Origin of the sequence: Thalassovita sp., from assembly GCF_963691685.1 — a bacterium.
Lineage (GTDB): Bacteria > Pseudomonadota > Alphaproteobacteria > Rhodobacterales > Rhodobacteraceae > Thalassobius.
The window spans coordinates 309137-331591 of the sequence record NZ_OY829290.1; the positions used below are offsets into that span (position 1 = coordinate 309137).

Consider the following 22455-nt stretch of genomic DNA (forward strand, 5'->3'; position numbering starts at 1 on the left):
AACGAAAACTTACCGCAGCTGACCGATGCTATAGGTCGGCGCCACCGCTTCACGGGCAATATAGTCTGACAAAGCCTGCGGATCGGGTTGGTCGGTGGTCTTGGTTTCTGCACGTGCCAAACCACCAGTGATGAACAGGGTGTCGATGCCTTCGCCCATACCGCCCGAGATATCAGTGTGCGGACCGTCGCCAATGGCCAGAATCTGGCTATCCTCGATGTCCTTGTCGATCGCGTTCAAGCGGCGCCGCGCCAGATCATAGATCGGCGGATGCGGCTTGCCGAAGTAGAGGCTTTCACCGCCCATTTCGGTGTAAAGCTTGGCCAGCGCCCCGGCGCACCATTCGCGCACCTCACCCCGGTCCACCACAATGTCAGGGTTGGCACACAGCAGCTTCAGGCCCTTTTGCTTGGCCAAAAGGAAATCGGCACGGTTCACATCCGGGTCGGCCATGGTGTCAAACGGGCCGCAGCAGACGATGCCCTCGGCCTCCGCCAGGGGCACGCGGGTGATCTCAACCGGGTTGTCCAGCAGCTTCAGCGGTTCAAAGAAACCGGCGTCCCGCTGCCATTCGCCCATGAAATAAACCTTTTCGCCCACCGCGCCGCAGAACATGGCGGACCGTGCGCTGTCACCGCTGGTGGCGATGGTGTCATAAGCATCATCCGGCACACCAAACTGCGACAGCTGATCTGCCACGCCCGCACGTGGTTTGGGTGAATTGGTGACCAGAACGACAATCCCACCCTTGCGGCGGTAGTCCTGCAGGGCGGCCACGGCCTCAGGGTAGGCGGTGACGCCGTTGTGGACACAGCCCCAGAGATCGACGAACAGGGCGTCATATTGGCTGGAAACCTCGGACAGGGCGGTGATGATCTGGGTCATGGGTGCGTCTCTTTGCAAAAAGCGTTGGCGCTTGCATGCCACAGCTGTGGGGAAATGGCTATCCCATGCCAAAGGGCAGGGGGACCAATGGGCGATAAGGCTCAGGACCCATTGATGTTCCAGCACCGGCGTCAAAATCGCAAAATCTCAAGTGTTTGAGGCGCGCCGGAAAGAGTGGTTCTCTTTTCAAGCGCCTCATGCCGTTGAGAGTGAGGGGGCAAGCGCCACTGGTCCGAGCACGCGCCCGAACCGATTTTTACGTCTTCGATTTGGCGGGTTTTCGAACTGAGCGGCGTCACATGGCCTTGAAATAGATCACTATTCCTGCGGCGATGCTCCTTGTCAGTTCGAAAACCTGCCAAACCGGTGCGGAAAAATTAATGGGTCCTGAGCCTAACGGTAGCTGTCGAGGGTGCCCATGCCGCGTTTGCGCATCAGGCGGCGCAGCGCGGTGGCATCGCCGTAGCCAACCCGATGCGCAATTTCCTCCTGTGGCAGGCGGGTGCTGCGGGCCAGCCGGATCGCTTCGCTGATCCGCAGGCTTTGCAGCAGCTCTGTCGGCGTCAGCGCCGCGTGTTTCTGCAGGCGCCGGGCAAAGCTGCGTTGGCCCAGACCTGCGGCCCCTGCGATATCGGCAACGGTGATCGGCTGGCTGAGGTTCTGGCGCAGATAAAGTTCGGCCTGTTGCAGCGCCGGATCCCCCGCCACCAATGTTGCGACCGAAACATAGGGGTGCTGGCTGGGCCGGCTGTCCGCCATCAGGAACCGCCGGCAATCCTCGGCAATTGCGGCGCCGGCATAGCGGGTGATCAGGTGCAGCATCAGATCGATCTGGCCAAAGGCAGCTCCGGCGGTGGTGATCCGCCCGTCCTCAACAATCAGATCGCCCTGGCGCAATTTGGCGCGGGGAAACAGATCGGCAAGATGCGGCATTAACCACCAGGGGCCCGTGGTCTGCCGCCCGTCCAACAGCCCGGCAGCGCCAAGGGCAAATGTGGCGGAACAGGCAGCGGCGATGGGCGTATCCGCCCGGATCTGCCGCAAGGCGGTGATCAGTGCCTCAAACCCCGGGTGCACCATGGTGCGCCGTAACTCACCGACGGTGGCCAGCCCAAGCCCCGGCACCAGCACCAGCTGAGTGCTTTGCGGGATTTCGGGCGGGGCCGTGATGGTCAGTTTAAAGCGATCAGATTGCCCATGCATCCGGGCGACACGGTTTGCCGTCTCAACCATCTCAACACAGATCGCAAAACTGGATGCCTGATGCGGATCAGGGCGCAGGAGGGTCACGTTCAAGGGGGTGGTCATGTCAAAGTTAGGATGTTTGTCACATACGGTCTGGATAATGTCATATGTGACGCTATCGTTTTGCCTGCCGCCCGTCCAGCCTGCCGCTGAATCCAAAGTCAGGAGGCAGAAATGCAAGGTGGATGTTATTGCGGCGCGCTGCGCTATGAGGTTTCGGGCAAACCGGTTTTTAAGGCGCAATGCCATTGCCGGGCCTGCACGCATTATGCCGGTGGTGCGCCAAACATGTTCATGGCTGTGCCCGAGACCGGATTTCGCTACACAGCTGGCAACCCCGCCCAGTTCACCCGCGACGTTGATGCCAAGGCCACACGGGACTTCTGCGCCACCTGTGGCACCCAGCTGGTCAGCCGTCGCAAGGGGATGGGGCTGGTGATGATCAAGGTGGGCACATTGGACGCGCCCGAGGAATTCAAAGCGCCCCGCGCGGCAATTTTTGTGGGGGAGAAACAGCCGTTTCACCAAATCCCCGAGGAGCTGCCGCAATTTGAAGGGCTGCCGCCGCTGGGCTGACGGTGGCGCAAAGAAAAAGGGCGCCGATGCGGCGCCCTTGGTGTGTTGCGGTGGCGGGGGTTAGCTGCCCACGGTGTTCAGATAGTCGACCACCCGTGCCAGTGCTTCCTGATGGCCGGCTTCGCTGTAGTCGAACCCCAGCATGCCCAGATCGCCATCAGCGGCATACATCGGGTTGTCAAAGAAATGCGTAGCGCCGGGGTAGACCTCCATCTGGGCCGGGTGGTTTTGCGACTGGCTGTTTTCCACATGGGCGGTGCAGCTGGAGAGGGAGATCATCTGATCCGCGTCACCAGCCACAATCAGCAGCGGCCATTTGTTGACGCCATCGGGCGGGCAGATCGGGTAGAGCGAGACGGCTGCATAGGGTGTGAAGCTGTCCGGGATGCGCGCCGTGGCTTCATTGGTGACAGACATCACCTGCGCCCCCCCGGTGGAGAAGCCAAGCACGGCGATCCGGCTGGCGTCTATATCATCGCGGTTGCTGAGGTAGCGATAGCCGCTGACGGCATCGTCGTTATAGTCGACGCTTGCGGTGTCCATCGCGTTGAACCCGCCGCGGGACCCAAAACTATCAACCACCAGCGCCGCGTAGCCTTGTTTGGATAGGTGTTCTGCCCAATCCAGATGCGATTGCTGCAGCCCATCACCACTGACCAAAATCACCACTGCCGGGGATTTCCCACCAGCCGAGGAGGCAAAAAACTGACCGGTCAGTTCGATCCCAGGTGTGGCCTTCAGCTCAATCCCTTTTGCCTTGGCGCGCTTCACCTTGAAGGCCGTGGGCTCAATGGGCGAGGCTTGGAATGTGACGGTTTCCTGGGCGTGACCGAAGGTGGCGATCGAGGAGATGGCCAATGCGAGGAGGACAGATTTGGGGGTCATAATCATCACCGATGCTGTTGGACGTTCTTTCGTTCACTAACGGCAGCAGGGCGCAGAACTATAGAAATAAGCTGTGTAAGCGATTACATGTCCGCGCGGTGATGTGGTGTAGTTCGCTGAAAACAAAAGAAAAAGGCGCCCCGAAGGGCGCCCGTATTTTTACTGTATCTCTGCTGAGGCAGGTGATCAGACCTTGAGGTTCGGGATGATCTGCTTTTTGCGGCTCATGATGCCGGGCAGGACAACCAGATCGCCCTCCACAGTGGCGCCAAAGCTTTTCTCGGCAACGCCTTTTACCAGATCGTTCGGCACCAGAAGGGTGGCTTCTTCTTTCAGGATGTCGACGACGAACAGCAGAACCTCATCCACGCCATCTTCGGCCTGAACGGTTTTGTAGGTCTCCATCAGGCTGTCTTTGCGGCCCAGCGGGATTTCCGGTGCGGTGGTTTCCAGAACCGAGACGCGGAACTTGGTGCCGTCGACTTCGTATTCTTTCGAGTCCATGCGGATCAGCTCGGCATCCGAGAAGGCCGAAACGTCGGACTTGGCGGCGAACATCTCAGCCGCGTAGGCCGGAACGTCCACGCCCAGATCTGCGGCCAGCGCGGCAACCACTTCGCGGTCACGGTCGGTGGTGGTGGGCGAACGGAATTCCAGCGTGTCCGACAGGATGCAGGTCAGGGCGGCGCCTTTGACAGCTTCGGGCATCTTCGCGGCATCGTCGCCCATCAGGTCGTACATGATGGTGGCGGTGCAGGCCAGCGGACGGATGGTGATATCGATCGGGCCTTTGGTTTCCAGACCGCCCACCAGCTTGTGGTGGTCAATGATCGCGGTGATGTCCGTGTCATTGATGCCCTCGGGCAGTTCGGCCGGGTTGTTGGTGTCCACGATGACAACCGGGGCGCCAGCTTCAACACCGTCGATGATCTCCGGCTTGTCGAGGTTCCAGCGGTCCAGCATGAACAGCGCTTCGGTGTTGGGTTCGCCCAGCAGCTTCGGGGCGGCGGCAACGCCTTTGACTTCGTTAAGATACCAGGCCCAAACGATGGGCGAGCCGGTGGAGTCAGTGTCGGGGGATTTGTGGCCAAAAACCTGGGTGGTCATAGGAGGATCCTTGAGAATCTAAATATCAGAGGCTTGGCCGGGCTTATAGGCGCGGCCATTGAGTTTGTCACCAATCCAAAATGCCGCCCCTTTGGGGCTGTGGCATTAGCGCTGATCGATCGACAGCGAGCTCACGGTGAACCCCTCCTGATGCAGCAGGTTCAGCAGCCCCTGTTCCCCCGGCAGGTGCAGCGCGCCGACGGCCACGAAGCTGCGGGTCTGGTTAAGCGTCGGTAACAGCTGGTCCATCCATTGCTGATTGCGACCGGAAATCAGGTCGTCCAGCATTTCGCGCACCAGCCCCATCAGCCTGTCCTGATCCGCTTGGCCAAGGTCTGCGGTCACGCGCTCAACCTCATAAAGGCTATAGTGCCAAGCCAGCTGCGTTTCTTCGGCGAAATAGAAATTGCTCAACCCTGCGCTGCCGGGATCCATCGGCAGATCCAGCATCAGGCTCCAACGCAGCTCCTCAACCTGCTGGTCCAGCGGATCTTTGGCAAAATAGGCGATCAGCGCCGCCACATCATCAAGGCCGCCCACCGGCCTCCCGATTGCAACCGCTTCAGCCTCGATCGCCTTATCAATGCCAAAACGCCCTGCCTGCAGATCCTCCATCGCGCATTTCGGCAGCATCATGGAAAAGCCCAGGAACCAGGGTTGGAACTTCGCCGCCATGAAGGGGGGGATACCGCGGCCATCCAGCTGGGCGGTCAGCTTGTCCCAGGCTTCCGGGCCCAGACGGTCCATCAAACTGTCACCTTCGGTGATCAGGTAGCGGTTAGGATCGCCGATCAGTTCCTTTTGCAGCTCCGCCTCCCCCGCTTTGGTGACCTCAACCAATACGGTGTCTGAGGCCGCGATCAGCGGTTTCAACCGCGCCATCGAGGCCGCGTGGCGGGGATCATGAAGGTGCATGGTGCCAAAGAGGTATGAGGTGATGCCGTCCTTTTCGACCTGCCACAGGTTGCCCTGATGGAACGGATGCTGCGCCGCTTCCGTGCGCAACCGTTGCAACACATCTGCCGACAGGGTGGCCTCTTCGTTGCAGAGGGCATGGGCCAGATTGGCGAGGCAGATCAACAGGGTGGAGAGCAAAATGCGGATCACGACACACCTTTAGGCTAACTAATTGTAGTCACGATAGCTGATCCAATCGCGCGTGCAAGCAGTGGGTGGTCACTGCTGATGGGGAAGGGGTGCAGCCCCCATCGGGGTGAGGGCTGCGCCCCGGTTATGTGGTTTTCCGCTTGTAGGTTTCCAGCACCACACCGTTGTCATAGGGGGTGGCGCCAAGGCATTGCCATTCTGCCCCCTTCGCGCGGACACCCGCCATGTCAAACAGCGGTATCCCACCCCCAAGCGTGATCGGCACCCGTTTCAGCACCAGCCGGTCGATCAGGTTTTTGGACAGCATCCAACCAGCAAACTGGCCGCCACCGCACAGATAGATCGCGGCCCCCGGCTGTTCCCTCAATCTGGTGACCCATTCGCGCCACTCAGACCGCACGGCTGTGACCGCGGCGCCTTCGGGCAGTGTGATACTGCCTGAGAAGATGTAATGCGCCATATGGGGATAGGCGCGCACGCCTGGTGGCAGGCTAAAGTCATAGGCAAATTCATAGGTCGCGCGCCCCATCAGCACGGTGTCATAGGTTGCCAAACGCTGGGCATAGGCCTCGGCGTGGGGTCCCGTCTGTGGAAAGGCGGAAACATCTCCGCCAGGCGCAGCAATATAGCCGTCAAGCGTGACGGCAACGTCGTAGATGATCTCTCTCATGGGAAATCCTGTCAGGTAAGTCGCTATAGAAAAGACCCCCGCTCAAACCCGTCTGTGGGTCTGCGGTGTGTCAGGGTCGATGGCTCAGGCTTACTTGATCACTGTCAGGGCGCTCCTCAGTTGAGGGAAGGCTAACACGGCGTATGAAGCGCGCCAATAGGGTGTTGGCAGCGTTGCGCGAACGGGGCTAAATACCGCCATGAGCAAACCCTCCGAGACTGACCTGTACCCGCCCGTCAAAGCGTTTTTTGAGGCGCTGGGCTATGAGGTTAAGGCTGAGATTGGCGCGGCGGATGTGGTTGCGTTGCGCGGTGATGAACCCCCGGTGATCATTGAGCTGAAAACGGGGTTTTCCCTGACCTTGCTGCAGCAAGGCGTTGCCCGGCAGCGGGTGACGGATCAGGTCTATCTGGCGGTGCCACGATGGAAGGGGCGGCCCGGCTATAAGGCGTTCAAGGGCAACCTGGGGCTTTGCAAACGGCTGGGGCTTGGCGTGATCAGCATCTCGCCCGAGGGCGCAGTGCAGGTGCATCATGATCCAGCCCCGTTTCAGCCGCGCAAGGTAAAGCGGCGCAAAACCACGCTGATGGCCGAATTTGAACGCCGCGAAGGGGATCCGAACCAAGGCGGCGCCACCCGAGCTGGCCTTGTGACCTCCTACCGGCAAGAGGCGCTGCGTTGCGCCGCCTATCTGGCCGAACACGGCCCGACCAAAGGCGCGCTGGTTGCCAAAGGCGCCGAGGTGACCCGCGCCACCCGGATCATGGCCGACAATCACTACGGCTGGTTCGAACGGGTGGAAAAAGGCATCTATGCGCTGACGGATGTGGGGCGAAAGGCTGTCGCTTGATGCCGGGTTGTGTTGCAGGTAATTGATCATACTAAGAGCGAACCTCTGGAGGGTCAACATGCTCGATTTCCTGTTAAATCTATTCCTAAAGATCTTTCCGCATAGCTACGCAGACCCGGAGGATTGTGATCATAACTGGATCGTTATGGCCTGTGTAACTTCGGACGTGTCCATTGACGTGGTTTGCTACAGCTGTGGATTACTGGGCAATGTGCCGGATCCGACCGAGGACGAGTGGATGGCCAATGCTGATGCGATGGAAAACAGCTACCCATGGCATGAGGCAGACCGAATTGTGACGTATGGCAAGGTCTGGCGGCCCTGATCAATCTTCCCTGAACAGATCGGGAGTATTGTTGCAGCGAGGCACCATTTGGGTGCCCCCCTCCTGCTGGGCGTAGTCCCGCAGGACTGCGCCGCATTCTGGGGCGTGTTGATCTAAAAGGCAGGACCATTTTTGGGCCAGCTGCAGGTCCTTTTCGCCCCAGGCTTCGGTTTCTTCGGCTATGGTTTTTAGATCATGCCCGTCACACCACATGCCTAGAACATTGGCCACCTTCTGCGCGCCGTCCAATGTCATTGGACCAACCAACAGGTAGTAGACGTCATGAGGGCCGTGGCAGCTCGGTAATGCAGCTTGGCAGCGTTCTGCGATAATTGGGAATTGGATTCTGCACCATTGCTCTATCCCTGACAGCACAGTGGAATGTTGCTCAACAAGTGCCCTTCTCTGACGCTGAAAGACTCCACTTGTGTCAGAATTGAGAGATGATAACCCCGGATATGAGCTGCGCGGTGTGGCTAGATTTCGCGGGTCGTGTCGATAGGCAGCACAATACAGAATCCAAGACAGAAAACTTAGGTTCGAAAGGTCCTTCGGCGCGATTTCCCAAAGCCATGGCAATGCTGCGTAGGTCACCGGATACAAGCTTTCTTGGTGGTGAAGCTTCTCCCAATAGAGCGCATCAGCCAGCGGTTGGTCCCACTGTCGGGCCAATTTTGCTAAAGCTCCCGGTACATCCTGCACCCCGTAAGGACCATAGAGTAGCGACCAGGCAGGATGATCTAAGGCAAGCTTCATGGCGTGAATCTCTCGTGAGGGATGGAGGTGATGTTTCAGCTTAGAGTAAGCGGCTAGATGCTAGGCGGCAATGAGATCTCGGCGCACTTGTCGCCTTGCAACAAGTGGATACTTTGCAGGTAGATGGCGAATAAACCGCTCGGCCACTGGCCGCGTTGATTATGTCGAACGGATGCGGTGCTTTGATATGTGAGCGCTGGGCTGTCAAAAATATCCCCTCACAAACTGTTGACTCCCCTTGGACCCATTCCTAACTATGCCTCCGTTAGCACTCGACACTGGTGAGTGCTAACGGTCCTGCTTCATGAGAAGGGGACCGGGACAAACTTTGAGCTGAGGAGCCTCAGAGATGGCATTTAAACCGCTTCATGACCGCGTGCTGGTTCGCCGCGTAGAGAGCGATGAGAAAACCGCAGGTGGGCTGATCATCCCCGACAGCGCCAAGGAAAAGCCGGCGGAAGGCCTGGTTGTTGCAGTTGGCGCAGGCGCCAAGGACGATGCGGGCAACCGCGTTGCCATGGACGTTGCAGAAGGCGACAAAATCCTGTTCGGCAAATGGTCCGGCACCGAAGTCACCGTCGACGGTGAAGAGCTGCTGATCATGAAAGAATCCGACATCATGGGCATCATTGCCTGATTGTCGACGACAGAATTTAAGTAACAGGAGCAAGCACAATGGCTGCTAAGGACGTCAAGTTTGACACCGATGCCCGCAACGCAATGCTGCGCGGCGTAAACATTCTGGCTGACGCCGTGAAAGTGACCCTGGGCCCGAAAGGCCGCAACGTGGTCCTCGACAAATCCTTCGGCGCACCGCGCATCACCAAAGACGGTGTATCGGTTGCCAAGGAAATCGAACTGGAAGACAAGTTCGAGAACATGGGCGCCCAGATGGTGAAGGAAGTTGCTTCCCGCACCAACGACGAAGCAGGCGACGGCACCACCACCGCAACCGTTCTGGCTCAGGCGATCGTTCGCGAAGGCCTGAAGCAGGTTGCAGCTGGTCTGAACCCGATGGACCTGAAGCGCGGCATCGACCTGGCAACTGCCAAGGTTGTTGAAGGCATCGTTGCCTCGGCCCGTGAAGTAAAAGACTCCGACGAAGTTGCCCAGGTTGGCACCATCTCGGCAAACGGCGAAGCCGAAATCGGCCAGCAGATCGCAGACGCGATGCAGAAAGTTGGCAACGAAGGCGTTATCACCGTTGAAGAAAACAAAGGTCTGGAAACCGAGACCGATGTTGTTGAAGGCATGCAGTTCGACCGCGGTTACCTGTCGCCTTACTTCGTCACCAACCCTGACAAGATGATCGCAGATCTGGAAGACTGCATGATCCTGCTGCACGAGAAGAAACTCTCGTCGCTGCAGCCGATGGTTCCGTTGCTGGAATCGGTGATCCAGTCGCAGAAACCGCTGCTGATCATTGCCGAAGACGTTGAAGGCGAAGCCCTGGCAACTCTGGTTGTGAACAAGCTGCGCGGCGGCCTGAAAATTGCTGCTGTCAAAGCACCGGGCTTCGGCGATCGCCGTAAGGCCATGCTGCAGGACATCGCGATCCTGACCGGTGGTCAGGTGATCTCGGAAGACCTGGGCATGAAGCTTGAGTCGGTCACCATGGACATGCTGGGCACCGCCAAGAAAGTCACCATCACCAAAGACGAAACCACTGTTGTGGACGGCGCTGGTGAGAAGGCTGAGATCGAAGCCCGCGTTGGCCAGATCCGCACCCAGATCGAAGAGACCTCCTCGGACTACGACCGTGAGAAGCTGCAAGAGCGCGTTGCCAAACTGGCCGGCGGTGTTGCTGTGATCAAGGTTGGCGGCATGACCGAAGTGGAAGTGAAAGAGCGTAAAGATCGTGTTGACGATGCTCTGAACGCGACCCGCGCTGCTGTTCAGGAAGGCGTCATCGTTGGTGGTGGTGTTGCACTGGTTCAGGCTGGCAAAGCTCTGGAAGGTCTGGAAGGCGACAACGCTGACCAGAACGCAGGCATCAACATCGTTCGCAAAGCCATCGAAGCGCCGCTGCGCCAGATCGCTGAGAACGCCGGTGTTGACGGTGCCGTTGTTGCGGGCAAAGTCCGTGAATCGGGCGACACCGCATTTGGCTTCAACGCTCAGACCGAAGAATATGGTGACATGTTCTCCTTCGGCGTGATCGACCCGGCCAAAGTAACCCGCACCGCTCTGGAAGATGCGGCCTCGGTTGCTGGTCTGCTGATCACCACCGAAGCCATGGTTGCTGACAAACCGTCCAAAGACGGTGGCGCAGCTGCCGGCGGCATGCCCGACATGGGCGGCATGGGCGGCATGGGCGGCATGATGTAAGACGGGTTTCCGTCAGGAACCCGGTCGCACCCGACAGGCGATTGGCCGCTCAGGCCAATCTGCCGAAAGGGCAAGCACCGCACCTACACAGCCTTCCAACCGGAAGAATTAGGGGTCGCCCTTTGGGAGGCCCCTTTTTCATGTGAGGGGATTAAAGCCCCAGCAGCATCCGGTCCCAGCGCCAGTCAAATGTTGTGAAATCAGCGGCAATCTGGCCGGAAAACAGCACCCATCGGGCATGGCCGATCAACTGGTGCTGGCCAACAAACCCAATGCCCCCGGCGCTTTGCGGGACACGGCTGTCGATTACATTGTCGCGGTTGTCCCCAAGAACAAAATAGTGCCCGTCTGGGATGCGATAGGCGGGGGTGTTGTCACCGGATGCCGGCATAATATCCAGCACTGCCACTGCGGTGCCGTCGGGCAGGATTTCCAGCCGTTGATCCTTGTGGCAGAGCGCGGTCTCTGCCTCCAGCGTTTTGCATCTGGGAAGGCGCCCGGAACCCGGGGCCGGCATGACCTCGGTAAAGGTGGGCAGTTCGATGTAGCTTGCCACCTGCCCGTTGAGCACCACCTGACCGTCGACCATGCGGATCTCCTCGCCCGGCAGACCAATGACGCGGGTGACATAGGGCAGCTGGTTGCGCGGATGGCGGAAGACCACAATGTCGCCCCGTGCGGGCTGATCGCCATCAGAGACATGGGTGGCAATCACAAAATCGCCGGGGATCAGCGCCGGTTTCATGCTGTCTGACGGGATGGTGTAGGGAGTCCAAAAAGCACGACTGAGGCCCATGACCACCAGCAGGCACAACATCGCCTGACCAATCCGGTGGCGACGCCGCTGTGGCCAATCCTGCGCTGTTTGCGCTTTGCCCCGGGCCAGCGCCAGCCAAAGGACCATGGCAAAATTGACCACTGGTATCACCCAAAGCAGAGCCCAGCCGCCGCTGCGCCCAATGTCGTGGAAACGGCGCACAACGACGGAGAAGAGCAGCAGATTGAGTACGGCAACCGTTGCTATGCCGACCCAGACGGGCAGACCAAGGTTTGCCAGCGCAGGCGGCAGGCCAAAGGCAGCTAACGTCAGCAGCAGAATTGCCACCACAAAGGCCGCGCGCGGGGCAGTGCCGCCCCAATTGAAGGGTTTGAAGAGATGCTTAAACAACGAGAAAACCTTGATCAAAAAAGGGTTTGGGTTTGATAGCTACGCCGGACCTTGGGCCGAAAGCACCCGCTTTGGCAACTCTATGGCGCATGGTCCTCAAATCATGACAGTTTGGTGAATTGCCCTCACCCGATGTTCTGTTAATGTTCTGTCATTGTTTGACGGAGAGACAGATGAGCCGATTGATCGAAGGTCCTGATGGACGCCATCGCTGCGCTTGGGCCGGCACGGTGGAGGCGTTCCTACCCTACCATGACACCGAATGGGGCTATCCGGTGGGCGATGACATCCGGCTGTTTGAGAAACTTTGTCTGGAAAGCTTTCAGTCAGGCCTCAGCTGGCGCACCATTTTGGACAAGCGCGAAAACTTCCGGGCGGCGTTTGATCGGTTTGATTTCAACAAGATGGCCGGTTACGGCCCGCAGGATGTGGAACGCCTGTTGGGAAATGCTGGCATCGTCCGTCATCGTGGCAAGATCGAAGCGGTGATCAACAATGCCGCCCGTGCGCAGGAGCTGGTGGACGAGGCCGGATCCATCGCCGCCTTTGTCTGGAGCTTTGAGCCTGCCCCCGAAGAGCTGGGGGAACCGCAGACACAATCCACCTCCCCTGCCTCGGTTGCTCTATCCAAAGCGTTGAAAAAACGCGGTTGGAAATTTGTCGGCCCAACCACGGTTTTTGCTTTCATGCAGGCGATGGGGCTGATCAATGACCATGCCGAAGGCTGTGCGATGCGCGAAAAAGCTGCCGAGGCGCGGCGCCAGTTTGTGAAACCCGTCTGATGCGGCTGTTCCTGCTTGTCGCCCTGACAATGGCAGCCTTTGCGGCCAATTCATTGCTGAACCGGGCAGGCATTGTGCAGGCGGGTGCGGATGCTCTGGGCTTTGCCGTTGTGCGGCTGCTTTCTGGGGCCGGGGTGCTTGGCCTGTTGGTGCTGCTGCGGCCGCGTACGGTGCTGTGGTTACAGCCGTCCCGTGCCTTTGGGGTGGCGAGCCTGCTGCTCTACCTTTTTGGGTTTTCACTGGCTTATCAGGCACTGGATGCCGGGGCCGGGGCGCTGGTGTTGTTTGGCATGGTGCAGGTCACGATGTTTCTTGGTGCACTGGCCCTGCGGGAGGTAATCCCGGTCACCCGTTGGCTGGGTTTAGGCGTTGCGATGATCGGGCTCTGTTGGCTGCTGTGGCCGGGGGAGGGCGCGCAGCTGTCCAGCGGTGCCGCTGGCATGATGGCCCTCGCGGGCGTCGGCTGGGGGATTTATTCGCTGATCGGCCGGGGCGCGCAGGATCCTCTGGGTGATACGGCGGCAAACTTCGTGCTGGCGGTGCCTTTTGGCATGGTGGTGCTGATCTGGGCGGACTGGCACATGTCCACGCCCGCGTTTGTCTTGGCGATCACCTCGGGCGCGGTGACATCGGGGCTGGGCTATGCGCTATGGTATGCGCTACTGCCGCAACTGGGCGCAGGACGCGCGGCCGTGGCACAGCTGAGCGTGCCGGTGCTGGCCATTCTGGGCGGCGCACTATTGCTGGCGGAGTGGCCAGATTTCGAATTCCTGCTGGCCACTGGCGTTGTGTTGCTGGGCGTGGCCCTGGCGGCCAAACGCGGCTAGCGGCCCGATTGGAGAGGCCCGGGAGGACCTGCCAATACGGGCCGCCTTAATGTGGATCAGAGGTTTGCCGGGTTAAACACCCGATCGCCGGCGGTAACGGTGCCGGCAGGGTTTGTGGTGGGGATAGACACGGTCCCGGCGATATTGTCGCGGGAGATACCGGTTGAGCTGGATGACGTGCCGGTCGATCCCGTCGTCCCGGTGCCGGACCCGGCAGATGTCAGCAGTTCCTGTTCCGAAATGACCCGTGGCTGCGCCCCGGTTGCCTGAGCATTCGGCGGCGTTGCCCCGACAATGGTCACCCCGTTTGAATGGCCCTGTGGTCGGCTATCAGCCCCTTCGGTCGTCATGCAGCCAGCCACTAGAAAAAGGGCCGGGACGGCGATCAATACAGCTTTCATTCGAATTCTCCTCACACTTAAATCATGTACTCAGGAACGGCAGAGCGCGCCTTGAGTGTAGCGCAAATAGGCAATGGGCTGCGGCGTTACAGCGCATATCACTGGTATGTGAGGAAAATTCGCCATCACGTGAGGTGTTGAAACAAAACGCCCCGCATAAGGATGCGGGGCGTTTCGGGTTCTATTCCGTTCCGGCATCAGGCCAGAACGTTCGCAAGTCGTGCGACTTAACCGAGTTTCTCGGTCAGTTCAGGCACAGCGTCGAAGAGGTCGGCGACCAGACCAAAGTCAGCAACCTGGAAGATCGGCGCTTCTTCGTCTTTGTTGATCGCAACGATGATCTTCGAGTCTTTCATACCTGCCAGGTGCTGGATCGCGCCCGAGATACCCACAGCGATGTAGAGATCTGGTGCAACCACCTTGCCGGTCTGACCCACCTGCCAGTCGTTCGGGGCATAGCCCGAGTCAACTGCGGCACGCGATGCGCCAACGGCGGCGCCCAGCTTGTCAGCCAGTTTCTCGATCAGGGCGAAGTCCTCTTCGGACCCCACACCGCGACCACCGGAAACAACCACACCGGCCGAGGTCAGCTCGGGACGGTCGCTTTCGGCAACCTTGTCTTCAACCCATTCGGACAGGCCGGGGTTGCCTGCTGCAGCGATGGTTTCGACAGCGGCCGAACCACCTTCGCCAGCGGCGTCAAAGGTCGAAGTCCGCACGGTCAGAACCTTGGTCGCATCCGAGGATTTGACGGTCTGGATCGCGTTGCCTGCGTAGATCGGGCGCTCAAACGTGTCCGCGTCCACAACGGCGGTGACGTCCGACAGGACCATCACGTCCAGCAGGGCAGCCACGCGCGGCAGCAGGTTTTTCGCAGCCGCGGTCGAGGGCGCAACGATGTGGCTATAATCGCCAGCCAGCGACACAACCAGATCACCAATCGGCTCGGCCAGACCATTGCCATAGGCCGCGTCATCCGCGCAGAGCACTTTGGACACACCATCCAGCTTGGCGGCGGCTTCGGCGGCGCCGTTGCAGCCCGCGCTGGCGCACAGAACGGTCACATCACCCAGGGCCTTGGCGGCGGTCAGGGCTTTGGCGGTGGCATCAACGGCCAGTGCGCCGTTTGCAACTTCAGCAATCAGAAGAACAGCCATTATACAGCCCCCGCTTCTTTCAGTTTCGCAACCAGCTCATCAACCGAGCCAACCATGATGCCTGCGGCACGTTCTGCCGGCTCACCGGTTTTCACGACCTCAAGACGCGGGGTGGTGTCGACGCCATAGTCGGCGGCGGTTTTCTCATCCAGCGGCTTTTTCTTGGCTTTCATGATGTTCGGCAGCGAGGCGTAGCGCGGCTCGTTCAGGCGCAGGTCGGCGGTGATGATCGCCGGCAGGTTCACCTTGATGGTCTGCAGACCGCCGTCCACTTCGCGGGTCACGGTGGCAGCATCGCCATCCACGTCCACTTCGGACGCAAAGGTCGCCTGACCCCAGCCCAACAGCGCTGCCAGCATCTGGCCGGTCGCGTTCATGTCGTTGTCGATCGCCTGTTTACCGGCGATGACCAGCTGAGGCTGCTCTTCGTCGACAACGGCTTTCAGGATCTTGGCAACGGCCAGCGGTTCGATGTCCTGATGTACATCGTCAGCGGCGTTTACCAGGATGGCGCGGTCGGCGCCCATGGCCAGTGCAGTGCGCAGGGTTTCCTGGCTTTGCTTCACACCGATCGAGACCACAACGACCTCATCGGCTTTACCTGCTTCTTTCAGGCGAATGGCCTCTTCGACGGCAATCTCGTCGAATGGGTTCATTGACATCTTGACGTTGGCGAGATCGACACCGCTGCCGTCCGCTTTCACGCGAACTTTCACGTTATAGTCGATCACACGTTTGACAGGTACGAGTACCTTCATTTCGTGGTCTCCCTTCAGTGCTTGGCGCCACAATTGCTGCAACGCCGAAAAAGCTATGTGCCTTTGTTATATTCTTGCGTGGACGCAAAACAGGGCAAAATCGTCACGTTAGCGCCAAAGGACGCCGCGTTCCGCATTTTTTCCGACAGAAAAGTTGCTGAAATTTTGCAGCTTCCCTTGGGGAAGGGGGAAACTGAATGCTGCGTGCGAATATCGGTACGAATCCATGCCCTAAGGGCAGTTTGACGGCCGCTCTGCCGCCCTGCGGAGAATCACTTGGATCCCCGCAGTCAAAGTTTCAGTGGTTTGACCTTGATCAGGGCATGAGGCCGCTACTTATGTCATCCAGAGGTGAAAGGAGTGACTGCAATGCTGACAGTAACAAAACCTGCCCCCAACCGAGTTGATCTGACCCTGGATGGTAAGATTGAGACCGAGGAGATGCGCAAAGGATTGGAAGATCTGATTGCCTTTTCCGAGGATATCACCGGCGGTGTGATGCTCTATCGGATCCCGGATTTCTCGATGCCCAGCTTTGGCGCGATCGGGGTCGAAATCGCCCGCCTGCCCGCGATGTTCGGTCTGCTGAACAAGTTTGACCGCTGTGCTGTGCTGACAGATGCCGGCTGGCTGAAGTCAGCGGCCGAATTCAAAGGCCACCTGTTTGGCAGCATCGACATCAAAGCCTTTGACCTGAATGAGGCAGAGGCGGCCGAGGCCTGGCTGGCGGAAGTTTAACTCGGCTTCTCTAGGTGTGTTTCCACCAAAAATGTCGCGATCGCTCCGGCCGTGTTAACCGCCAATTTGGCATGCCGCGGGGTGGGTCGAACCGGATTTCGGCCTCCCCTTCCATGGGAATCGGACCACTTATTCCGCAGCGTGCCAATGCCATTTACCAACGTTATCGCGCCACCCAAAATGGATTTTATCGCTTCCTCAGAGTGTTGTGCTGGCGTCAAATTGAGGCAATCTGCAGTCTTTCGGTACAGTTTTGGCAAGTCATCCTTCTCGGAATAGCCAACGTATCGTTCGTCAAGAATACGCTTTGTGACGCTTTCCAGAAGGGTGCGGGCAACAGTAATGGCTCCTTCGGGATCTTCGATACGACGGTCTAGCGCTTTCACCCAAATTTGGTGCACGCCATCGGCATCGAAGGAACGCAAGGCACCTGAGTTGTGAGTATCGCTTGGAGAGGTGCGAGAACCCTCAAGATACTCCACTAGCTGAGTAAATTCTGAGGCAATTATCTGCCTGCGATCCGCGTAGTTGTCCGCTTGTTTCTTTATCCACGGCCAAAATGTATCCAGAGTGCAGCATGTCCGGATAAATGCGGGTAGCAACTTCTGGGTCGTTGGGTCTTCGAGCATGGAACTGCGCAGCCGCCGATACAGTATCTCATCGTTCGGAGCCCCGCTGCCTGTTGCGCGCGCAGTCACAATGCTCTCGAGCATTTGAGCCTGCTCTAAATGTGTTTGGGGAAGCTCTTCGTTAGAGTGCCACATTAAACCGTTGCCCTAGCACCATTTACCGGTTCGCGCCCGGCACCCAGAGCACATCATCGGCGCCGTTGTCATTGGCGACACGGGCGCCGACAAAGAACCAGTCGCTCAGACGGTTGAGGTATTTGATCGCTGCCGGGTTCACCAGCTCATCCGCGGCCAGTTCCACTGCCAGACGTTCTGCGCGGCGTGCCACGGTGCGGCAGACATGCAGATGGGCCGATAGGGCCGTGCCACCGGGCAGGATGAAACTGCGCAGCGGGCTCAGGTCCTTGTTCATCGCATCAATCTCGGCTTCCAGCCGTTCGACCTGTGCGTCGGAGACACGCAGCGGCGGGTATTCGGCGTCGGCGTCTTTATCCATATCGGGGCGACACATGTCAGCGCCCAGATCGAACAGATCGTTCTGCATTCGACCCAGCGCTGCGTCCATCTCACCCTCGGCCTGCAGCCGTGCCACGCCCAGCGTCGCGTTCAACTCATCCACGGTGCCATAGGCGTTCACACGTGCCGAATGTTTCGCCACCCGGGTGCCGTTGCCAAGGGCGGTGTCACCCTTGTCGCCGGTGCGGGTGTAGATCTTGTTCAGGACCACCATATCAAAAGCCCCCGCGCAGCCAGACAAACCCAAGGATCAGCACAACGGCGATGAACTGGGCCGCGATGCGCCAGCGCATCAGCTTGTTGGCGTATTTCTTGTTAAACTCGCCCCCTTTGGCAAAGCCGCCGATCCCAAACATCAGGATCACAAGCACGCCCAGACAGGCAAAGGCCACAACGTAAAACAGCGGATCGTCAGCCATTATCCCCAATTCCCTTTTTTCGGTTTTCCCTGATGTAGAGGTGCGGGCGCATCGTGCAAGCCCCTAATTCGTCGCGGATCGTTGCACGGAGGGGCAGGTCAGCCCTTGGCCAGCAGCCAATCCAGTGCCCGGGTCGGCAGGAGGCGGCGCAATGTGCCCATGATATAGGTCGGTGTGGTGACATAATAGCGGGGCCGCGGATTGGCACTGTTCAATGCGCGCAGCAGCTTGGCGGTTACAGCAGAGGGCGGCAGCTCAAAGGTGTCTTTCTTGTCGCTGTCTTTATACAGCCGCTTGTTCAGCGTCGCCCGGTATTGATCCGCCCGCGGTGAGTTTTCCCAATCAATCCACTTTTCAAAATGCGGAATGGCGTTTTTGCGAATGTTGGAGGTGACAGGGCCGGGTTCGATCAAAACTACCTTGATGCCGGTGTCGCGCATTTCGATGCGCAGCGTATCGGTCAGCGCCTCAAGCGCAAATTTGCTGCTGTTATAGGCCGACCGCCAGGGCGCAACCACCAACCCCAGCACCGAAGAGCAGTTGACGATATGGCCATGCCCCTGCGCCCGCATCACCGGGATCACCTGCCGGGTCAGATCGTGCCAGCCAAAAACATTGGCCTCAAAAATCTCTCGCAGGGCGCCGCGGGGCAGATCCTCATTGGCGCCGGGGCAGGCATAGGCCCCATTGTTGAACAGCGCATCCAGCGTGCCACCAGTCTGATCCAGCACATGTTGTAGGGCGGCAGTAATTGAGGCCTCATCGCTGTAATCCAGCTGCACGGTTTCCAGACCTTCCGCCGCAAGCCGGTCGCAGTCTTTCTGTTGACGGCAGGCGGCAAAGACACGCCAGCCTTCGGCCTTTAGCCCATGCGCGGCGTCATAGCCGATGCCCGAAGAGCAGCCGGTGATCAAAATGGATTTTTGTGCCATGGCCGTGATGCGCCTCTTCCCTGTTTGCACTGCTGGCAAAAGGGCTAGGGCATTCAGTTGGCTGACGCAATCTCTGCGCTGTCAGCGGGCGGCGCGGTTTCCGGCGGCGTGACCTTGGCGCTGAGCAACTTGGCCGAGATCCAGCCGATGCGCCCAGCCTCTGCCACCCCGTCACGCACCTGCAGCTTCAGCCAGCCGGTGCTGGGATCTTGCAGAACCTTCACGGCGGTGCCGCGGGGCAGGCTAAGCAGGACATTGTACCGGGTGCCGGGGCCGTTGCGCATATTGGCGCGGCTGACGATGACTTGGCGCAGGTCGACCTCTGGCACGGCGTCAATCACCTGCGTGCGCTGGGGATCAAAGCCGGCCTGACGCTCAGCCACAACCTCGGCTGCAATCGCTGCCACGATATCGGCGCTGGTCGCATCATCGGTCAGGGTGGCGGGCCCTGCAGATGGCTGCGGGTTGGCCACGGAAACCTGCACGGGCACATCTGTGGCCCGCACCAGCGGCAGGCGCGCGACCTCAAACCGGGGCAGCGGCATCTGCGCGAAACGCTCCCGCTGTGGCACGGGTTTGGGGGCGGATACTGCTCGGTCAGTTGCTGGAACGCTCAGGCTGTTGTCGACGGTCTGACGCGCCACTTCAGGCGTGGGCTGGTCGGCGTTTGGTGGTGCGGAATCCGCGCCACGTGCGGCCTGACGCAAGGCGCCCTCAGCCTCGGGGTCAAAACTATCGCCGCCGCTCAACTCATAAAAAGCCAGCGCCATAAAAATCAAAGATAGAAAAACGAAGCGCGACATGCCGCACCTCCTTCGGGGGGAGTAAAAGGAAATGATATCAATGCAAGTATCTTACCATATCCTTACCCCTCATGGGGACTCTGCTGATAAACTTCCCCCCTAGGTGGTGGGGTGCTGCGAATCTGGCACGGCGGCGTGTGCAAGCGGCAAATTCAACGGCGCAAGGCTTGTCGGGGTCAGCCTGCGCGGCTACACAGCATCTATGACTGACGTGACCGACGACCCCAATATGGACCAGCTGGAAGTGGCCGAGCCTCTGCGCCGGGCCATTGGCGAACGCTATCTCACCTATGCACTCAGCACGATTATGCACCGGGCGCTTCCGGACGCGCGTGACGGGCTGAAGCCGGTGCATCGGCGAATCCTTTACGCCATGCGTGAGCTGAAACTCTCGGCAAGCGGGGGCTTTAGGAAGTCTGCTAAGATCTCAGGCGACGTGATGGGCAACTACCACCCGCACGGGGACGCCGCGATTTATGACGCCATGGCGCGTCTGGCGCAGGACTTCAACGTGCGCTACCCGCTGGTCGACGGTCAGGGTAACTTCGGCAACATTGACGGCGATAACCCCGCTGCCTCGCGTTACACTGAGGCGCGGATGACCGCCGCGGCTGAGGCGCTGTTGGAAGGCCTCAACGAAAACGCCGTTGATTTCCGCGAAAACTACGATGGCACGCTCAACGAACCTGTGGTTCTGCCCGCCGCCTTCCCGAACCTTCTGGCCAATGGCGCCGCAGGGATCGCCGTGGGCATGGCGACGAATATTCCGCCCCATAACATCGAAGAGCTGATCGGCGCCTGTCTGCACCTTATCAAGACACCCGACGCCCGCGATGAAACCCTGCTGAACTACGTGCCGGGGCCGGATTTCCCCACCGGTGGCGTGATTGTGGAGCCGCGCGAAAGCATCGCCAAAGCCTATGCCACCGGGCGCGGCAGCTTCCGCCTGCGCTGTAAGTGGGAGGTTGAGGATCTGGGCCGTGGTACCTGGCAGATCGTGATCACCGAGATCCCCTACCAGGTGCAGAAGTCCAAGCTGATCGAAAAAATCGCGGAGCTGATCCAGACCAAGAAAATCCCGATTCTGGCTGATGTACGTGACGAATCCGCCGATGACATCCGCCTGATTCTGGAACCGAAGTCGAAAAATGTGGATCCCCAGGTGCTGATGAACCTGATGTTCCGCAACTCGGATCTGGAGATCAAGTTCTCGCTCAACATGAACGTGCTGATCGACGGGGTCACCCCCAAGGTCTGCTCGCTCAAAGAGGTGCTGCGCGCCTTCCTGGATCACCGTCGTGAGGTGCTGCAACGGCGCTCGAAACACCGTCTAGATAAGATCGATCACCGTCTTGAGGTGCTCGAAGGCCTGATCATTGCCTTCCTCAACCTCGACCGTGTGATTGACATCATTCGCTATGATGACGCGCCGAAACAGGCGCTGATGGCGGAAAACTGGGCCGATAAGAAACCGCGCGCCACGGATGAAAGCGATTATCGCTCACCGCTGCCGGCGGGCGAAGGCGTCGGCGAGCTGACCGAGGTTCAGGCCGAAGCGATCCTCAACATGCGCCTGCGCTCCCTGCGCCGTCTGGAAGAGATCGAGCTGACCCGCGAACGCGACGCCCTGCTGGAAGAACGCGCCGGGCTGTTGGAACTTCTGGGCAGTGAAGACCTGCAATGGATCCGCATCAGCGAGGAGTTGAAAGAGACCCGCAAGCAGTTTGGCCGCAGCTCCGAGGGGGGCAAACGCCGGTCCGATTTCGCCGAAGCCGTGGAAGCCGAAGAGGTGCCGCTGGAGGCGATGATCGACCGCGAACCGATCACCATCGTCTGCTCGCAGATGGGCTGGATCCGCGCCATGACCGGCCACATCGATCTGAAGCGTGAGCTGAAGTTCAAAGATGGCGACGGCCCCCGTTTCATCTTCCACGCCGAAACCACCGATCGCCTGCTGGTCTTTGCCAGCAACGGGCGGTTTTACACCCTGCAGTCGTCGAACCTGCCGGGTGGCCGTGGCATGGGGGAACCGCTGCGCCTGATGGTGGATATCCCGAATGAGGCGGAGATCATCGATCTCTTCATTCACCGCCCCGGTCAGAAACTGCTGGTCGCCTCCACCGAAGGCAATGGTTTCATGGTGCCCGAGGATGAGATCCTGGCCCAGACCCGGACCGGCAAACAGGTGCTGAACGTCAAAGACGACGTGAAGGCCCAGCTGGTCCGCCCCATCGCGGGCGATCATGTTGCCATCGTCAGCCAGAACGGCAAATTCCTGGTCTTCCCGGTGGAAGAACTGCCGGAAATGACCCGTGGCAAAGGGGTGCGACTGCAGAAATACAATATGGCACGCGGCCGGCAGGGCACGTTGGAACTGGACGGCGGCCTGTCGGACATCACCACCTTCACCTGGGAACAGGGCCTCAGCTGGGAAATGGGCGGCGGCAAAACCCGCCATGAGCCGGACATGTCCGAATGGCTGGGCAAACGCGCCGGTGTCGGCAAAAAGCCCCCTTATGGCTTCCCCCGCGATATGAAATTTACCTGATCCAAATGTGGGCCCCTCGCGGGGCCCGCTCTATTTTTGGCGC

25 protein-coding genes are annotated in these 22455 nt (G+C 59.4%); 9 read left to right on the forward strand and 16 right to left on the reverse strand.

The genetic code is table 11. The features are described 5' to 3' along the window. Positions 1-9: 9 nt before the first annotated feature. Together ACORLH_RS01385 and ACORLH_RS01390 are read right to left on the reverse strand one after the other, a co-directional pair. Positions 10-885: a TIGR01459 family HAD-type hydrolase gene (locus tag ACORLH_RS01385; protein ID WP_058245319.1), complete on the reverse strand. Its 876-nt coding sequence runs from the start codon at positions 883-885 to the stop codon at positions 10-12. A gap of 393 nt (positions 886-1278) precedes the next feature. Continuing rightward, positions 1279-2193 carry a GlxA family transcriptional regulator gene (locus ACORLH_RS01390; protein ID WP_321830826.1) on the reverse strand — a complete coding sequence of 305 codons (915 nt, stop codon included), beginning with the start codon at positions 2191-2193 and terminating at the stop codon, positions 1279-1281. A gap of 111 nt (positions 2194-2304) precedes the next feature. Here ACORLH_RS01390 and ACORLH_RS01395 point away from each other — a divergent pair, with 111 nt between their 5' ends. Next, positions 2305-2706 carry a GFA family protein gene (locus tag ACORLH_RS01395; RefSeq protein WP_321830827.1) on the forward strand — a complete coding sequence of 134 codons (402 nt, stop codon included), beginning with the start codon at positions 2305-2307 and terminating at the stop codon, positions 2704-2706. 60 nt (positions 2707-2766) lie between these two features. Here the strand turns inward: ACORLH_RS01395 and ACORLH_RS01400 are convergent, their stop codons facing one another. The 4 genes from ACORLH_RS01400 to ACORLH_RS01415 all read right to left on the reverse strand — a co-directional run bounded on the left by ACORLH_RS01400 (position 2767) and on the right by ACORLH_RS01415 (position 6475). Then, positions 2767-3591 (reverse strand): dienelactone hydrolase family protein, encoded by an 825-nt coding sequence (locus ACORLH_RS01400; protein WP_321830828.1) that lies wholly within the window; start codon positions 3589-3591, stop codon positions 2767-2769. A gap of 186 nt (positions 3592-3777) precedes the next feature. Beyond that, positions 3778-4698: a manganese-dependent inorganic pyrophosphatase gene (locus tag ACORLH_RS01405; RefSeq protein WP_321830829.1), complete on the reverse strand. Its 921-nt coding sequence runs from the start codon at positions 4696-4698 to the stop codon at positions 3778-3780. Between the two features lie 105 nt (positions 4699-4803). Then, a complete protein-coding gene (locus ACORLH_RS01410) occupies positions 4804-5805 on the reverse strand; it encodes a TraB/GumN family protein (protein ID WP_321830830.1) in 1002 nt (333 codons plus the stop codon). A 124-nt stretch (positions 5806-5929) separates the two neighbouring features. Continuing rightward, positions 5930-6475 (reverse strand): dihydrofolate reductase family protein, encoded by a 546-nt coding sequence (locus ACORLH_RS01415; RefSeq protein WP_321830831.1) that lies wholly within the window; start codon positions 6473-6475, stop codon positions 5930-5932. A gap of 199 nt (positions 6476-6674) precedes the next feature. On the opposite strand from ACORLH_RS01415, the gene ACORLH_RS01420 reads away from it, so the two are divergent. Together ACORLH_RS01420 and ACORLH_RS01425 are read left to right on the forward strand one after the other, a co-directional pair. Then, entirely contained in the window at positions 6675-7325 is a 651-nt protein-coding gene (locus tag ACORLH_RS01420; protein ID WP_321830832.1) for a DUF2161 domain-containing phosphodiesterase, read from the forward strand. A 58-nt stretch (positions 7326-7383) separates the two neighbouring features. Continuing rightward, positions 7384-7650, forward strand: coding sequence for a hypothetical protein (locus ACORLH_RS01425; protein WP_321830833.1), 267 nt, complete (start codon positions 7384-7386; stop codon positions 7648-7650). On the opposite strand, the gene ACORLH_RS01430 is transcribed toward ACORLH_RS01425, so the two are convergent. After that, positions 7651-8406 carry a hypothetical protein gene (locus ACORLH_RS01430; RefSeq protein WP_321830834.1) on the reverse strand — a complete coding sequence of 252 codons (756 nt, stop codon included), beginning with the start codon at positions 8404-8406 and terminating at the stop codon, positions 7651-7653. Positions 8407-8755: 349 nt separating this feature from the next. Between ACORLH_RS01430 and ACORLH_RS01435 the strand changes: the two genes are divergently transcribed. Both ACORLH_RS01435 and groL read left to right on the forward strand, forming a co-directional pair. Then, a complete protein-coding gene (locus tag ACORLH_RS01435) occupies positions 8756-9043 on the forward strand; it encodes a co-chaperone GroES (RefSeq protein WP_058245312.1) in 288 nt (95 codons plus the stop codon). 38 nt (positions 9044-9081) lie between these two features. Then, entirely contained in the window at positions 9082-10734 is a 1653-nt protein-coding gene (groL, locus tag ACORLH_RS01440; protein ID WP_321830835.1) for a chaperonin GroEL, read from the forward strand. Positions 10735-10885: 151 nt separating this feature from the next. Here groL and lepB read toward each other — a convergent pair whose 3' ends face one another. Beyond that, positions 10886-11902, reverse strand: a complete 1017-nt coding sequence (lepB, locus tag ACORLH_RS01445; RefSeq protein ID WP_321830837.1) for a signal peptidase I — start codon at positions 11900-11902, stop codon at positions 10886-10888. A gap of 173 nt (positions 11903-12075) precedes the next feature. Between lepB and ACORLH_RS01450 the strand changes: the two genes are divergently transcribed. Both ACORLH_RS01450 and ACORLH_RS01455 read left to right on the forward strand, forming a co-directional pair. Further along, entirely contained in the window at positions 12076-12684 is a 609-nt protein-coding gene (locus tag ACORLH_RS01450) for a DNA-3-methyladenine glycosylase I (RefSeq protein WP_321830839.1), read from the forward strand. Next, positions 12684-13511 (forward strand): DMT family transporter, encoded by an 828-nt coding sequence (locus ACORLH_RS01455; RefSeq protein WP_321830840.1) that lies wholly within the window; start codon positions 12684-12686, stop codon positions 13509-13511. The genes ACORLH_RS01450 and ACORLH_RS01455 overlap by 1 nt, the downstream gene beginning before the upstream one ends. Before the next feature lie 56 nt (positions 13512-13567). Here the strand turns inward: ACORLH_RS01455 and ACORLH_RS01460 are convergent, their stop codons facing one another. The 3 genes from ACORLH_RS01460 to ACORLH_RS01470 form a co-directional block, all read right to left on the reverse strand. Beyond that, positions 13568-13912, reverse strand: coding sequence for a hypothetical protein (locus ACORLH_RS01460; RefSeq protein ID WP_321830841.1), 345 nt, complete (start codon positions 13910-13912; stop codon positions 13568-13570). A gap of 227 nt (positions 13913-14139) precedes the next feature. Beyond that, positions 14140-15069, reverse strand: a complete 930-nt coding sequence (locus tag ACORLH_RS01465; RefSeq protein ID WP_321830842.1) for an electron transfer flavoprotein subunit alpha/FixB family protein — start codon at positions 15067-15069, stop codon at positions 14140-14142. After that, the gene (locus ACORLH_RS01470) at positions 15069-15827 is read right to left on the reverse strand and encodes an electron transfer flavoprotein subunit beta/FixA family protein (RefSeq protein ID WP_058245306.1); all 759 of its coding nucleotides are present in this window, start codon (positions 15825-15827) and stop codon (positions 15069-15071) included. Before ACORLH_RS01470 ends, ACORLH_RS01465 begins: the two co-directional genes overlap by 1 nt. Before the next feature lie 369 nt (positions 15828-16196). Between ACORLH_RS01470 and ACORLH_RS01475 the strand changes: the two genes are divergently transcribed. After that, complete coding sequence (locus ACORLH_RS01475; RefSeq protein ID WP_321830843.1) at positions 16197-16565, forward strand: STAS/SEC14 domain-containing protein; 369 nt, start codon at positions 16197-16199, stop codon at positions 16563-16565. Here the strand turns inward: ACORLH_RS01475 and ACORLH_RS01480 are convergent. The 5 genes from ACORLH_RS01480 to ACORLH_RS01500 form a co-directional block, all read right to left on the reverse strand. Further along, entirely contained in the window at positions 16562-17278 is a 717-nt protein-coding gene (locus ACORLH_RS01480) for an abortive infection family protein (RefSeq protein ID WP_321830844.1), read from the reverse strand. The two genes, ACORLH_RS01475 and ACORLH_RS01480, sit on opposite strands and share 4 nt — an antisense overlap. Positions 17279-17351: 73 nt before the next feature. Beyond that, a complete protein-coding gene (locus ACORLH_RS01485) occupies positions 17352-17924 on the reverse strand; it encodes a cob(I)yrinic acid a,c-diamide adenosyltransferase (protein WP_321830845.1) in 573 nt (190 codons plus the stop codon). Position 17925: 1 nt separating this feature from the next. After that, positions 17926-18129, reverse strand: coding sequence for a twin transmembrane helix small protein (locus tag ACORLH_RS01490; RefSeq protein WP_058245303.1), 204 nt, complete (start codon positions 18127-18129; stop codon positions 17926-17928). A 98-nt stretch (positions 18130-18227) separates the two neighbouring features. Then, complete coding sequence (locus ACORLH_RS01495) at positions 18228-19061, reverse strand: SDR family NAD(P)-dependent oxidoreductase (RefSeq protein ID WP_321830846.1); 834 nt, start codon at positions 19059-19061, stop codon at positions 18228-18230. Between the two features lie 53 nt (positions 19062-19114). After that, positions 19115-19864, reverse strand: a complete 750-nt coding sequence (locus ACORLH_RS01500) for an SH3 domain-containing protein (protein ID WP_321830847.1) — start codon at positions 19862-19864, stop codon at positions 19115-19117. Positions 19865-20066: 202 nt separating this feature from the next. Here ACORLH_RS01500 and ACORLH_RS01505 point away from each other — a divergent pair, with 202 nt between their 5' ends. Continuing rightward, on the forward strand, positions 20067-22412 hold the full coding sequence (locus ACORLH_RS01505) for a DNA topoisomerase IV subunit A (protein ID WP_321830849.1): 2346 nt from the start codon (positions 20067-20069) through the stop codon (positions 22410-22412). Positions 22413-22455 lie beyond the last annotated feature (43 nt).

Bases quoted from the DNA above. Each gene is read 5' to 3' on its own strand.
- ACORLH_RS01385 (WP_058245319.1), bottom strand. From the start codon at position 885: ATGACCCAGATCATCACCGCCCTGTCCGAGGTTTCCAGCCAATATGAC.
- ACORLH_RS01390 (WP_321830826.1), bottom strand. From the start codon at position 2,193: ATGACCACCCCCTTGAACGTGACCCTCCTGCGCCCTGATCCGCATCAG.
- ACORLH_RS01395 (WP_321830827.1), top strand. From the start codon at position 2,305: ATGCAAGGTGGATGTTATTGCGGCGCGCTGCGCTATGAGGTTTCGGGC.
- ACORLH_RS01400 (WP_321830828.1), bottom strand. From the start codon at position 3,591: ATGACCCCCAAATCTGTCCTCCTCGCATTGGCCATCTCCTCGATCGCC.
- ACORLH_RS01405 (WP_321830829.1), bottom strand. From the start codon at position 4,698: ATGACCACCCAGGTTTTTGGCCACAAATCCCCCGACACTGACTCCACC.
- ACORLH_RS01415 (WP_321830831.1), bottom strand. From the start codon at position 6,475: ATGAGAGAGATCATCTACGACGTTGCCGTCACGCTTGACGGCTATATT.
- ACORLH_RS01420 (WP_321830832.1), top strand. From the start codon at position 6,675: ATGAGCAAACCCTCCGAGACTGACCTGTACCCGCCCGTCAAAGCGTTT.
- ACORLH_RS01425 (WP_321830833.1), top strand. From the start codon at position 7,384: ATGCTCGATTTCCTGTTAAATCTATTCCTAAAGATCTTTCCGCATAGC.
- ACORLH_RS01430 (WP_321830834.1), bottom strand. From the start codon at position 8,406: ATGAAGCTTGCCTTAGATCATCCTGCCTGGTCGCTACTCTATGGTCCT.
- ACORLH_RS01435 (WP_058245312.1), top strand. From the start codon at position 8,756: ATGGCATTTAAACCGCTTCATGACCGCGTGCTGGTTCGCCGCGTAGAG.
- groL (WP_321830835.1), top strand. From the start codon at position 9,082: ATGGCTGCTAAGGACGTCAAGTTTGACACCGATGCCCGCAACGCAATG.
- ACORLH_RS01450 (WP_321830839.1), top strand. From the start codon at position 12,076: ATGAGCCGATTGATCGAAGGTCCTGATGGACGCCATCGCTGCGCTTGG.
- ACORLH_RS01455 (WP_321830840.1), top strand. From the start codon at position 12,684: ATGCGGCTGTTCCTGCTTGTCGCCCTGACAATGGCAGCCTTTGCGGCC.
- ACORLH_RS01460 (WP_321830841.1), bottom strand. From the start codon at position 13,912: ATGAAAGCTGTATTGATCGCCGTCCCGGCCCTTTTTCTAGTGGCTGGC.
- ACORLH_RS01465 (WP_321830842.1), bottom strand. From the start codon at position 15,069: ATGGCTGTTCTTCTGATTGCTGAAGTTGCAAACGGCGCACTGGCCGTT.
- ACORLH_RS01470 (WP_058245306.1), bottom strand. From the start codon at position 15,827: ATGAAGGTACTCGTACCTGTCAAACGTGTGATCGACTATAACGTGAAA.
- ACORLH_RS01475 (WP_321830843.1), top strand. From the start codon at position 16,197: ATGCTGACAGTAACAAAACCTGCCCCCAACCGAGTTGATCTGACCCTG.
- ACORLH_RS01480 (WP_321830844.1), bottom strand. From the start codon at position 17,278: ATGCTCGAGAGCATTGTGACTGCGCGCGCAACAGGCAGCGGGGCTCCG.
- ACORLH_RS01485 (WP_321830845.1), bottom strand. From the start codon at position 17,924: ATGGTGGTCCTGAACAAGATCTACACCCGCACCGGCGACAAGGGTGAC.
- ACORLH_RS01490 (WP_058245303.1), bottom strand. From the start codon at position 18,129: ATGGCTGACGATCCGCTGTTTTACGTTGTGGCCTTTGCCTGTCTGGGC.
- ACORLH_RS01495 (WP_321830846.1), bottom strand. From the start codon at position 19,061: ATGGCACAAAAATCCATTTTGATCACCGGCTGCTCTTCGGGCATCGGC.
- ACORLH_RS01500 (WP_321830847.1), bottom strand. From the start codon at position 19,864: ATGTCGCGCTTCGTTTTTCTATCTTTGATTTTTATGGCGCTGGCTTTT.
- ACORLH_RS01505 (WP_321830849.1), top strand. From the start codon at position 20,067: ATGACTGACGTGACCGACGACCCCAATATGGACCAGCTGGAAGTGGCC.